A 13,020-nucleotide genomic window follows, 5' to 3' on the forward strand; every position below is an offset into this window, starting at 1 on the left:
TAGCTCATCATCGGCGTGATAATATTAGTGGTTGAGTCACCGATACGATACGCCGCTTGAATCATCTCTGGCGCATAGCCTGTGAGCATTAGCATAGGTACAAAGATAGGTGCTGTCACTGCCCACTGTGCTGATGCCGAGCCGAGCATAAGGTTGACCAGACCACAGATCAGGATAAAACCAACCAAAAGCAACGGCCCGGTTAGGCCAACATCACTTAAGAAAGTTGCGCCAGATACCGCCATTACCGATCCCAAGTTTGACCATTTAAAGAACGCGGTAAACTGCGCAGCAAAGAACACCAAAACAATATAGATGCTCAGTGAGCTCATCGAGTTACTCATGGCGTCGACGACATCTTGGTTGCTCTTGATGCTACCCGTGATCTTACCGTAGATATAACCTGGTATCGCAAAGAATACGAAGATAAAGACCACAATGCCTTTTAGAAATGGCGACCCTGATACCAGACCCGTCTCTGGGTTACGCAAGATGCCGTCTGCAGGAATGATGGTCCATGCTAGCAACAAGCAGAATATGAGCATGCTGATACCGGCCCATAGTAGACCCTTTTTCTCAAGTGCGGAGACTTTTTCGATTTGCGTCTCGAGTACCGAAGCATCATCAGCATCTTTAGGGTTGTATTCTCCTAAGCTTGGCTCGACGATTTTTTCGGTGACAAAATAACCTAGACCACTGATCAAAAAGGTACTGGCGATCATAAAGTACCAGTTGGCTTCTGCCCCAACGATATAAGCTGGGTCAATGATACGCGCCGCTTCTTGGGTAATCCCTGATAATAAAGGATCCACTGTTCCTAATAGTAAGTTAGCACTATAACCGCCTGACACCCCAGCGAATGCCGCTGCTAGACCGGCTAATGGGTGCCTGCCTAACGAGTGAAAAATCACTGCTGCTAGTGGTATCAGTACTACATAACCTAGCTCAGCTGCCGTGTTCGACATAATACCGGCAAATACCACGGTAAAGGTCACCATCTTTTTTGGGGCATTCATGACCAGACCTCGCAGCGCAGCCGATATCATGCCTGAGTGCTCAGCGATACCGACACCGAGCAAGGCAACTAGAACCGTACCCAGCGGCACAAAGCCAGTGAAGTTAGTCACCAGATTTTCGACGATGCGAGCCAAGCCCTCAGCGTTCAACAAGTTGACGACTTCAATCATGCCATCAGCGCTGCGTCCACTGGTGCCCTCTGGTCTTGGGTCAATGACTGATACGCCAAAGTACGACATGACAGCTGAGAGCAGCAATAACAACACTGACATCCAAACGAATAAAATAACAGGATGTGGTAACAAATTACCTAACCACTCCACCCCTTTTAAAAACCGCTGCATACGTGAGCTGTGCTCTATAGTGTCCAAGTTATCATTTGGCGAATGACTTCCCTTCATAACCTACGCTCCCATCGGAATATGTAATATTTGATAAAAGTATTAAAATCTTACAAAGATTGCGATTGAAACATAGTTGGGAATTAGAAACAAACTTTTTTTGACTTGCTAACAAATGCTTACAGTCGATAGCAGGATTGTGCGCCGATATGTCATTTATTCCAAAAAAGTTACACTACTAAAAAAGGGCAAACTAAGCTTTAATTTAGTTTACCCTTATTAAAAAAATGATTTTAAATTACGTGCGTGTAGTGTCAATAAGTCCTAAAGCAGCGCTTAATCAGTAATTTTTTATACATCGCATACTAATTATCAAATAACTCTTAACCCCGCACCAATCCATAGAGCCAACTGCCAAGCTTATACCCTATGCCGATGACCACAATAAAAACCACAATGGCTAAGATATAAGCCAACCAATCAGGCACGCCGCTTAGCCAGCCAATGGTAAATACAGTGCCTAAGTAGGCCTCCATCGGCCAGTTGATAATAGAGGCGGACGTGCTGGCATTAAGCAGGGCAATTAGAGCGATAAGCCCAATTATGGCAGTGAGTATGCCTGCGCGTTGGCGGTTGTTCATAGTATTTCTCTTTAAATATCGGTTCCAGATACTTTTGGTTGTTAGTGATTTTGTTGTTAGTATTTTAAGCTCTCAAAGCTTCTTAATCTTGAGACTCTAAGGCATCGTCAAACCGCCATCAACGGCAATAGATTGTCCAGTAATTGCTGCGCTCAAATCAGACGCCATCAGCAGTACTGCATTAGCAAAATCAGCAACTGAGGTGGCTTGACGTAGCGGCGTGGTGGTGGCGATATAATCAAAGACTGCTTCAGTCGTGAGGCTGCTAGCATCCGTCGTTTTTAGGAGACCACCTGCGAGCAAATTAACTCGAATACCATGCGGGCCAAGCTCGCTTGCTAAGTTACGCGTTAGTCCAACCAGCGCAGATTTGGCTGTGGTGTAATCATAGTAAGTCACTACTGGGTTATAGATTAGATTGGTTGAGATATTGATAATCTTACCCATGTGCTGCGCTTTCATCTGCGGCAGTACCGCTTGTACGGTATTGACCGCGCCTTTGACGATACCATCGATTTGCTGTGAAAAATGCGCCCATTTTACGGTTTCGATACTGGTATAGTCAGCACTTGGGTCAAACTGATAGTGAGGCAAAGCATTATTGACTAAAACATCGATACGCCCATAGCGCTTGCTGACCTCCTCTGCCATGGCTTTGACTTCTGCCAGCTCAGTGACATCTGCTTGATAAGCAAAAGCATGCCCGCCTACTGATATAATGTCGGCGACGACTTTATCAGCGGCGTCTTTACTGCTCAGATAATTGACGCATACACGAGCGCCAGCAGCGGCCATTTGCTGCGCGATTTTTGCGCCAAGTCCGCGACTACTACCAGTAACTATGACTACCTTATCCGTCAACAATTGCGGCATTGTCAGTTGAGAAACGGTCGACTGCGAAATCATAGTCGATTGAGAAGTCATAGTGGGTTGCGTCTGAGCCATAAGAGTATCCTTTATGGTAAAAACCAAAAGTAGAAAAATCAAAGATTGGTAAAAGGTTAGCAATCATATCATAACTCATGGCTTTCTCTTTTATGCCATCTTTTACCTTATAGCCTGACATTTAATCAAAGCCTGTTGAAAATAGCTGATTTTATCGTTACCCTTTAAAACACGTTAAGTTATGACCATAACAGTATCATTGCTGATACTTGCTACGTGTCTCAATATTTATTTGTCTGACTTTAGGAGCACTATTTTGACTCAACTCTCTGCCTTGAACACCAATACCGCCATGCAAGCCACCAAACGCTCAACACGTACAGTAATGTCGAAACTGCTGCTTAGTGCTGCCGTTGCTTTGGTACTTGCCAGCTGTAGCAACTCAGATACCGCTGCCACCGACGGCGCGCCGAGTAGTGATGTGACGCTCAATCTGTATAACTGGTCTGAGTATATGCCGCAAGAGATTTTGGATGGTTTTGAGGCTGAGACAGGTATCTCTGTGAATTACACCACTTTTGACTCCAATGAGGCAATGTATGCCAAGCTCAAACTGCTCAATGACTCAAGTCAGTATGATCTTGCCGTACCGTCAACGTACTATGTCGAAAAAATGGCAAACGAAGGGCTATTACAAAAGATAGATCAGTCAAAACTAAGCAACTTTAGCAACTTGGATACCTCATTCACTAATACAAAAGTCGATCCAGACAACAAATACTCGATTCCCTATATGTGGGGCAGCACTGGCCTTGCCATCAACGGTGATAGCGTCGATCCTGCCAGCGTTAATAGCTGGAATGATTTATGGAAGCCTGAGTATAAAGATCAGGTCATGCTTACCAATGACGTGCGCGAAGTATTCGGTATGGCGCTATTGACCCTTGGCTACTCAGGCAATAGCAGCAATCCTGATGAGATCAAAGCCGCTTATGAGAAGCTGACCACGCTCATGCCCAACGTCAAAACTTTTAATTCTGATGCCACTCGCATGCCCTATATCGAAGGCGAAACCAATCTAGGTATGACGTGGAATGGTGAAGCGGTCATGGCGAATGATGAAGGTCTGACCAGCTTGGTTTATAAGTATCCGTCTGAGGGCGCTATTCTTTGGATGGATAACTTTGTCATTCCCAAGAACGCTAAACAAGTAGACGCCGCGCATCAATTCATCGATTATCTATTGCGTCCTGAGAATGCCAAAATCGTCAGCGAAGAGATTGGTTATGCGTCACCCAATAGCGCTGCACGTGAGCTGATGGATGAAGGCGTACGCAATAACCCAACGATCTACCCCTCTCAAGAAGTGCTTGCCAAAGCGGAGTTTCAAGAAGACGTCGGTGACGACGCCTTGCAAGTGTATCAGCAGTATTGGGATATGCTAAAGACAGGTCGTTAATCGCTGCACTGTCATTAATCGCTGCGCTAGTTATTCAGCGATAAAAAAACGCTATCGAGCAATCGGTAGCGCTTTTTTACAGAAGTGACAAAAGGTTAAAGGGTCAATAATTATAAATGCAGATCAGTCTCGCCGCCATGCGCTTCAATACGACGTTTTTCGCGGCGCTGATACCTAAGACCTGAAGCGGCAAACCACTGCGCATTGGTTTTTTCGAGTAGATCACTCAAGCGCTGCAATTGTATTTGCAAGGTTTGTGTTAGCCAAAAATACCCTTGCCACTCAAAGGCTAGATGCTGCACGCTTGGGTATTCTGAGACTTCGATACGCGTAATCGCACGGAACGACTCATCGCTTGGGCTACGTAGTACTGCGGCTATGTTTTGCATGGCATGCGTCAGCTCGTGCTGATAGTGCTTGAGCAAAATATGATTATCCTCATCGATCTCAATACTGGCCAAACGCGGCGCGGCAGTTAGCAGTAGATCAATCGTTCCAATGATATTACGATGAGTGCGCTGAATGGTTTCGATAGTTTTTTTGTCAATACCTGACTCGCTCATAGTAGCTGCCATATGCGGGCGGACAGCTAGCAGACGCTTATTGATCACCTTTAGTGCTTTGGGTAAAGTATCATCAACGGGTATATCTACCACTTTGTTTGCGCTATAGGTGAGATTTAGCGGATCGGTCTTCGTAATGGACGTCGTAATGGGCTCAAAGGTTTGATGAACCAGCGTATCAGCACCGACATGATCACCGACTCCAGCGTACAGGTCACTACAGGCCTCAAGGTTGGTCGCCAATAAGAACCGCCACATCAAGGTTGACTTGAGCGGTAGTACTAAAGTTGCCGCGACTGCCACTAGCGTACCAATCAAGATATTAACAGCGCGGAACATCCCGTCCTGGGTGATATTGCTTTGATCAGGACTTGAGACAATCATCAGCATAGTGATGCCTGTTAATAGTCCAATATAACCGAGCTGCTTGACTGCTACATAACCAATAATGCCGCTGATAATGCCAATCAACATATAATACAGCCATAACCAAGCGCCCATATCTTGACTAAGCCACAAAAACACCAAACCAACAGCTACGCCAAGCAAAGTGCCGAGCACTCGCTCTTTGGCTTTGGTATAAATAGCGCCTTGATATTGCAACAAGCCCAAGATGACAAACACGGTGATGGTCGTCCACTCGCCATGTGGCAGACGCGTGAATTCATTTAATATCAGCGCTATTAGTACTGCTGTGCCCAAACGTATAGCGTGCAGTACATCAGCATGTTGGTAGCGGGCATACGGCTCAACGAGAGGGGCGGTGACCCGTTGCCAAATAGTCGGTTTCACGCGGGATACTCTTTTGTCATGACAGGTTGTAATAGACATTATCTACTATCTACGTCTAACTTGACCATAAAAATAACGCCTTTTACCTTTTTATAGATAAAAGACGTTAGGGTGAACTCAGGCCTGATATTTAGACCTCCAAATAGTCCAAGATACCTTCAGCCGCTTCGCGTCCTTCCCAAATCGCCGTTACGACCAAATCAGAACCACGAACCATATCCCCGCCTGCAAATATTTTTGGGTTTTTGGTTTGAAATTTAAAGGTTTGCTCCTCTGGCGCAACGACAAGTCCTGATTGACTCATCGCCACTTGCTGACCTTCGAACCAATCTGCTGGGCTTGGGCGAAAACCAAAGGCCAAGATGACTGCATCACAGGGGATGATCTCTTCTGAATTTGGAATAGGCTCAGGGCGACTGCGACCACGGTTATCAGGCGCGCCTAATTGCGTAGTGACGACTTTGACGCCATTCACCTTGCCATTTAAGCCAATAATTTCAGTCGGCTGACGATTAAATAAAAACTCAACGCCCTCCTCACGCGCGTTAATGACTTCGCGGCGCGAGCCTGGCATATTCTCCTCATCACGGCGATAGGCACAGACAATTTGCTCGGCACCTTGACGAATGCTAGTACGGTTGCAATCCATCGCCGTATCACCGCCGCCGAGCACCACCACGCGCTTGCCTTTGAGATCAATATATTCCTCTGGGTTTTTCTCCCAGTCGTTGCAGCGATTGACGTTAGCGATCAAAAAATCAAGAGCATCATGAACGCCTTCTAGCTCTTCACCAGCAAAACCGCCGCGCATATAAGTATAAGCGCCCATACCCATAAATACCGCGTCATAATCCTGCATAAGCTCATCGATACTGACATCAGTCCCAATCTCTGTCTCCAAGCAAAACTCCATACCCATGCCTTCAAAGATCTCGCGGCGATTGCGCATGACGTCTTTTTCCATCTTGAACTCTGGAATACCAAAGGTTAATAAGCCACCGATTTCAGGACGCTTGTCAAAAAGTACTGGCTTAACGCCGTTTCTCACCAAGATATCTGCGCAGCCAAGGCCAGCAGGCCCCGCGCCGATAATGGCGACCTTTTTATCCGTCCAGACGACATTGGACATATCAGGACGCCAGCCAAGAGCAAAGGCAGTATCGTTAATGTACTTCTCAACATTACCGATAGTGACTGCGCCAAAGCCGTCATTGAGGGTACAAGCGCCTTCGCACAAACGATCTTGCGGACATACGCGCCCGCATACCTCAGGTAAAGTATTGGTGCGATGACATAGCTCAGCGGCTTGAAAGATCTGTCCTTCGGTCGCAAGTTTGAGCCAATTGGGAATGTAGTTGTGTACCGGACATTTCCATTCGCAATAAGGGTTACCGCACTCAAGACAACGATGCGACTGCTGAGCGATTGACTCACTCTCGATAGGATTGTAGATCTCAACGAACTCTGTTGCTCGGGTGACGATGTCTTTTTTGGTCGGCTCAAGCCTCGGTACTTCGATAAACTGATAGTTATTGTCTAAGCGTTTTGCCATGATAAAATCTCTTGATTAGTGGGCGATGACTGTAATCGTTTTCGGTTAATAAAGATGCGATAAAAGTCATCTGCCTGCTTAAAACATTGAAGCGTCTTTTGTACTCAAAATAACGCGACTACTGCGGGTCTGCCATGGTCGTTTTGAGTAAGTTTGCGATACTGGCAGCCTTAGGCTTGACCAAGTAAAACTTACGAACATAATGCTCAAAATCAGCTAGTATGGTTCGGCCCCAAGCGCTACCTGTCTTATTGACATGGTTTTCAATGACCTTTTGCAGATGAATACGGTGGCCTTCAGTCTGCTCACTTGAGATGCGGTTGAGATCAATCAGCTCATGATTACAGCGATCAAAGAAGTCGCCTTCCATATCGAGCACGTAAGCGAAACCGCCTGTCATACCTGCGCCAAAATTAAGACCTGTTTTGCCAAGGATAGTCATAATACCGCCTGTCATGTACTCACAGCAATGATCGCCTGTGCCCTCGATGACTGCATGAGCGCCCGAGTTACGTACACCAAAGCGCTCGCCTGCGGTGCCAGCAGCATAGAGCTTGCCGCCTGTCGCGCCGTATAGACAAGTATTACCTATAATAGCCGTATCCTGCGCGGCGAAACTCGAGTCTTTTGGCGGATAAATAACAATCTCGCCACCAGTCATACCTTTGCCGACATAGTCATTGGCATCACCTTCAAGCTCGATATTGAGACCGCCTGCGTTCCAGACGCCAAGGCTCTGACCTGCGGTACCCGTCAGATGCAGCTTAATTGGCATATCACTCATGCCAAGATTACCCCAAACCTGCGCAATCTCGCCTGAAATACGCGCGCCGATAGAGCGATCACAATTGCCAACGTAATAGCTGTAATCCCCGCCCGTGCCTTTACGGATAGCGAGCATCATATCTTTAATCATTTGCTCAGCAAGCAAGCCTTTATCAAACGGCTCGTTACGCTCGACCTGACAAGTCTGCGGCATACCGCTGCTGGCAGGGTGACTAAATAATAACGGTGATAAGTCAAGATGACGCTGTTTATCCGTATTGCCTTCTAACACATCGAGCAAGTCAGTACGCCCGACCAGCTCTTCCATGCTACGTACGCCAAGCGCCGCTAGCCACTCTCGCGTCTCTGTTGCGACGAACTTAAAGAAGTTGATTAGCATCTCAGCTTCGCCAATGTAGTGCTCATCGCGTAGTTTAGCCGTTTGCGTCGCCACCCCTGTTGGGCAGTTATTTAAATGACAAATACGCAAATACTTACAACCTACGGCAATCATCGGCGTGGTACCAAAACCAAAGCTCTCAGCACCCAATATGGCCGCTTTGACGACATCCAGTCCCGTCTTGAGACCACCATCGGTCTGTACGCGGACTTTATGACGCAGGCCATTGACTCGTAGCGACTGCTGAGTTTCAGCAAGTCCTAGCTCCCACGGCGAGCCTGCATGATGAATAGATGACAGCGGTGACGCTGCTGTACCACCATCATAGCCTGAGATGGTAATCAGATCAGCATAAGCTTTGGCAACGCCTGTGGCAATTGTACCCACGCCTGGGCGCGAGACGAGTTTGACAGAGACCAGCGCATCAGGATTAACTTGTTTAAGATCAAATATGAGCTGTGCTAAATCCTCAATAGAATAAATATCATGATGCGGCGGCGGCGAGATTAGCGTCACCCCTGGTACAGAATAGCGCAGACGAGCAATCAAAGCGTTGACCTTACCGCCTGGCAGCTGACCGCCCTCGCCAGGTTTTGCGCCTTGAGCCACTTTGATCTGCATAACCTCAGCTGAGCGCAAATACGCGGGCGTCACCCCAAAACGACCCGAGGCCACTTGTTTAATCTTTGAATTACGCAAAGTGCCGTAACGTACTGAATCCTCGCCGCCCTCACCTGAGTTTGAGCGACCGCCAATAGTATTCATCGCCATCGCTATTGACTCGTGCGCCTCAGGGGATAACGCACCAAGAGACATGCCAGCGGAGTCAAAACGCTTGAGTATTAACGCGCTGTCCTCGACCTCTTCGACATCGATGCTGTTACTGGTATTGAGCTGTAGCAAGTCACGCAAAGTGGCGACGGGGCGATTATTGACAATATCTGCATACTGACGGTAATTCTCATAATCCCCTGTACGAACGGCGGTATGCAAGCTGTTGATCACATCAGGGTTAAAGGCGTGATACTCTTTATTAAAGACAAACTTGAGCAGGCCGCCTTGATCGAGTGGCGCTCGGCGTTTAAAGGCATTGGCTGCGAGTACGGCTTGATCAGCGGCTAAGTCCTCAAAGGTTGCGCCTTTGATACGGCTTTGCACGCCTTTAAAGCACATGGCAACCACTTCCTCAGACAGACCAACCGCTTCAAATAACTGCGCGCCGCGATAAGAGACGATCGTTGAGATGCCCATCTTGGATAAGATTTTGAGCAAGCCTTTATTCAAGCCCTTACGGAAATTAACCCGCGCTTGAATAGGGTCGCCCAATAGCTCTCCAGTTGCGACCAAATCATCGATAACATCATACGCCAAATACGGATAGACGCATGTTGCACCAAAACCGATTAGTACTGCAATATGATGCGAATCTCGTGCAAGACCTGTTTCAATAATTAGGTTGGCATCGGTACGAATGCCTTGAGCGATGAGGTAATGATGTACTGCGCCTGTGACCATAATCGCATTAGCAGGTACTTTGCCTGCGTCAATTGCTTTGTCTGATAAGACAATCAAGGTGTTGCCTGCTCGCACCTTGGCTGCTACTTGCTCACAAATAGCAACAATAGCTTCTGATAGTGTCAGATTGCGATCGTAGTTAAGATCGATGCGCGCCATCTTAAAGGCGCCGTCCTCTAAATGTTCAATCTGATGCATTTTGCTCGCTGAAAGCACTGGTGATGACAGTACAATGCGGTGCGCGTCTTTGGCTGATGGCGCAAACACATTGGTCTGCGCGCCAAGGCAAGTCTGTAGCGACATGACGATAGATTCGCGTAGCGGATCGATCGGTGGATTGGTGACCTGAGCAAACTGCTGACGGAAAAAGTCTCCCACATGGCGTATCTGCTGTGATAGCACAGCCATTGGCGTATCGTCACCCATTGAGCCGACTGGCTCTTGACCATTTTCAGCGTTAGGGCGGATGATTTCGGTACGCTCTTCATTAGTGATGTGATACATTTTTTGTAGTGCTTTAAGGCTATCGCCGCGACAAGCTTTGGCAGCCAACTCTTCTTCTAAGCGCTCGTCATCACGAATGCGCGTCGCCTCCTCGCGTAGCCATTTACGGTAGGGGTGAGCTTTTTTAAGTAAAGTCGCTATGGCTTTGGTATCGAGTATTTGACCGGTCAATGTATCGATGACCAGCATTTGACCAGGACCGACGCGTCCCTTTGCCAGCACGTCTTTGGGATCGTAATCCCAAACGCCAATCTCAGAGGCCACGGTGATATAGCCGTTCTTAGTCGTCACCCAGCGCGAAGGACGCAGACCGTTACGATCAAGCATACAAACCGCGTAGCGACCATCTTGAATCACAAGACCAGCAGGCCCATCCCATGCTTCCATATGCTGCGAGTAAAACTCATAAAACGCGCGCAGATCCATATCCATGCTATCAACATTTTGCCATGCTGGTGGCACTAAGATAGACATCGAGTGAAACAGATTCATACCGCCTGACATCAATACCTCAAGCATATTATCAAGGCTTGAGGAATCAGACCCTGTGCTATTTACTAGCGGGGTCAATTCGTTTAGGTTGGGCAGCTTATCTGATTTTAGCTTTGGCGTACGTGCTTCAGACCAGTTACGATTGCCTGTGATAGTGTTGAGCTCGCCATTATGAGCCAAGTAACGAAACGGCTGTGCTAGAGGCCAGCGCGGCAACGTATTGGTCGAAAAGCGCTGATGGAAAACGACGATATGCGATGCCAAACGCGTGTCTTGCAAATCTAAAAAGAACGCGGGCAGATCTGAGGGCATGACCAGACCTTTATAGATAATCGTCTGACAGCTCAATGAGCAAACATAAAACAGCTCATCATCACTTAGGCGCTGCTCTGCTTTTTTACGAGCAACGAACAGTTTACGGTTAAAGTCATCAGGGCTTAACGTGTCAGTAGCATTTACAAATATCTGCTTAAAGTCAGGCAATGTCTCACGGCCAATTTCACCGACAATATCCAAATCAGTAGGTACATCGCGCCAGCCTGCAACTCTAAGTCCCTGCGCTTCAATTTCTTCAGCGAGTACTTGCTGACTGTGCACAGCTTTGGTCTCATCGAGACTGACAAATACCATACCGACAGCGAAGTTATCGCTAATAGCGAAGGCTTGCTCAGTTGCGATTTGTTTAAAAAATTCAATCGGTTTGGCAAGTAAAAGACCACAACCATCACCCGTTTTACCGTCAGCCGCAACGCCGCCGCGATGGGTCATACAGCTTAAACTATGAATGGCCGTTTTGACCAAGTCGTGGCTGGCTTGCCCTTCAATATGAGCAATCAAACCAAAACCACAGTTATCAGAGAAGTCATCTGGCGTCGCCAAATGTGTATGGGAGGAAATCATCGACATAGCTTGTCCTTTTAAGTAAGCAGACAGCTCATGCATCCAATGCGGATCATAAGCGGATGCCCGAAGGCAGAACGGGCTGGCAGGTAATATTCTTATAACCGAATTAATAAATGGCGTGATGCGCTGTAAATGTATTTATATAAGCCAAAGTCTTGTGTGTTCAGTAAGCGATTGTCATTCTTTGACTACTATTGCAAATACATAAAGCTTGAACGTCATTATAGCTTATCAAACTGTGCGGCCTGATAAAAACCCTTGACCGGTAAGACATAAAGATATGGTTTTATTCACATTTAAGGGTAAACCTTTCTTTATATTACTAATTTTAGTGCTCTTTATTTTAATGAATGCATAACTATAAATCTAGTCTTTTTTGCTAAGTCATAACTAGAGGTTATTAGCGGTGAACGAATAGTGCGTAGTGTCCAAGACTATTTAGCAGTACGTACGTCGTCTAACGTACATACTGCTTATTTGACTGTTTTTTATTCGCTCTTTTCTTCTATTAACGCCTTGATACTATCTTCGCTTCTTGCATCGCTCTTTGCTGGCGCTTTGCTGTTGCTATTATTGACAGGTGCCGCGGTAGTATTACTGGCAGGCGGCGGCTTAGGCGTCGGTACGACAGGAGGCTTTTTAGGTGCAGTAATCACATCAGCTGGTGCAGGCTTGGTACTATTTTGCTCAGCTTTTGGTTTATTATTGCTTGCACCTTCTGTCTCAACAGTGCGCTCCTCATCTACTGATAGGGTAGAATCGGTATTCTCCACTTCACGAATACTCTGGGTAGGGCTACTATTACTTGGCTCTTGATTGATCGACACATTGCTCGAGTCTGTGTTGTTATGAGCAGGTGCCTGCTCGCGCTGAGGCGGCGGCACTTCACGTTTTGTACGTTTTAATTTAACGGAGCGGGCGCGCTTAGTACTTAGATCTTTGATAGGGCCTGGACGCTCATAATTATCGATAATACTGACATAGCGATTGATCTCTTCAGGTATCACGCGAACATTGGCAGGCAATTTAAAATCGATCAGTTTAGCCGCACCTGCCGCTTCTTGCGGGCTACTCATCAGTCCATAAGTGAGCATGTAGCGCAGTTGATCATCTTCGTCGCGATAGCGAAAGTAGGAGAATTTGTCGCGATCTTTGCGGCCCTCTAAATAACTGACAATCACGTCATTTTCA

7 protein-coding genes and 1 pseudogene are annotated in these 13,020 nt (G+C 46.9%); 1 reads left to right on the forward strand and 7 read right to left on the reverse strand.

The genetic code is table 11. The features are described from left to right. From ACTXGO_RS04680 to ACTXGO_RS04690, 3 genes are all read right to left on the reverse strand, one after another. Positions 1 to 1,418 (reverse strand): AbgT family transporter (locus ACTXGO_RS04680; RefSeq protein WP_443573500.1); only part of this gene is annotated, 1,418 nt, incomplete at its 3' end. 323 nt (positions 1,419 to 1,741) lie between these two features. After that, positions 1,742 to 1,999, reverse strand: coding sequence for a hypothetical protein (locus ACTXGO_RS04685; protein WP_443543210.1), 258 nt, complete (start codon positions 1,997 to 1,999; stop codon positions 1,742 to 1,744). 96 nt (positions 2,000 to 2,095) lie between these two features. Next, on the reverse strand, positions 2,096 to 2,944 hold the full coding sequence (locus ACTXGO_RS04690; protein WP_435949678.1) for a 3-oxoacyl-ACP reductase: 849 nt from the start codon (positions 2,942 to 2,944) through the stop codon (positions 2,096 to 2,098). A gap of 256 nt (positions 2,945 to 3,200) precedes the next feature. Here ACTXGO_RS04690 and ACTXGO_RS04695 point away from each other — a divergent pair, with 256 nt between their 5' ends. Then, positions 3,201 to 4,343 carry an ABC transporter substrate-binding protein gene (locus tag ACTXGO_RS04695; protein WP_443543214.1) on the forward strand — a complete coding sequence of 381 codons (1,143 nt, stop codon included), beginning with the start codon at positions 3,201 to 3,203 and terminating at the stop codon, positions 4,341 to 4,343. A 110-nt stretch (positions 4,344 to 4,453) separates the two neighbouring features. On the opposite strand, the gene ACTXGO_RS04700 is transcribed toward ACTXGO_RS04695, so the two are convergent. From ACTXGO_RS04700 to ACTXGO_RS04715, 4 genes and pseudogenes are all read right to left on the reverse strand, one after another. After that, positions 4,454 to 5,698, reverse strand: coding sequence for an FUSC family protein (locus ACTXGO_RS04700; protein WP_443543216.1), 1,245 nt, complete (start codon positions 5,696 to 5,698; stop codon positions 4,454 to 4,456). A gap of 130 nt (positions 5,699 to 5,828) precedes the next feature. Then, a complete protein-coding gene (locus ACTXGO_RS04705) occupies positions 5,829 to 7,250 on the reverse strand; it encodes a glutamate synthase subunit beta (RefSeq protein WP_443543218.1) in 1,422 nt (473 codons plus the stop codon). Positions 7,251 to 7,368: 118 nt separating this feature from the next. After that, entirely contained in the window at positions 7,369 to 11,832 is a 4,464-nt protein-coding gene (gltB, locus tag ACTXGO_RS04710; protein ID WP_443543220.1) for a glutamate synthase large subunit, read from the reverse strand. 485 nt (positions 11,833 to 12,317) lie between these two features. Beyond that, positions 12,318 to 13,020 (reverse strand): annotated as a pseudogene (locus tag ACTXGO_RS04715) (hypothetical protein); the annotation flags it as partial.

Source organism: Psychrobacter sp. T6-1 (assembly GCF_052258445.1).

What these genes read in the sequence shown, in the direction of transcription:
- ACTXGO_RS04705 (WP_443543218.1), bottom strand. Translation starts at nt 7,250, where the DNA reads ATGGCAAAACGCTTAGACAATAACTATCAGTTTATCGAAGTACCGAGG.
- ACTXGO_RS04690 (WP_435949678.1), bottom strand. Translation starts at nt 2,944, where the DNA reads ATGGCTCAGACGCAACCCACTATGACTTCTCAATCGACTATGATTTCG.
- ACTXGO_RS04685 (WP_443543210.1), bottom strand. Translation starts at nt 1,999, where the DNA reads ATGAACAACCGCCAACGCGCAGGCATACTCACTGCCATAATTGGGCTT.
- gltB (WP_443543220.1), bottom strand. Translation starts at nt 11,832, where the DNA reads ATGTCGATGATTTCCTCCCATACACATTTGGCGACGCCAGATGACTTC.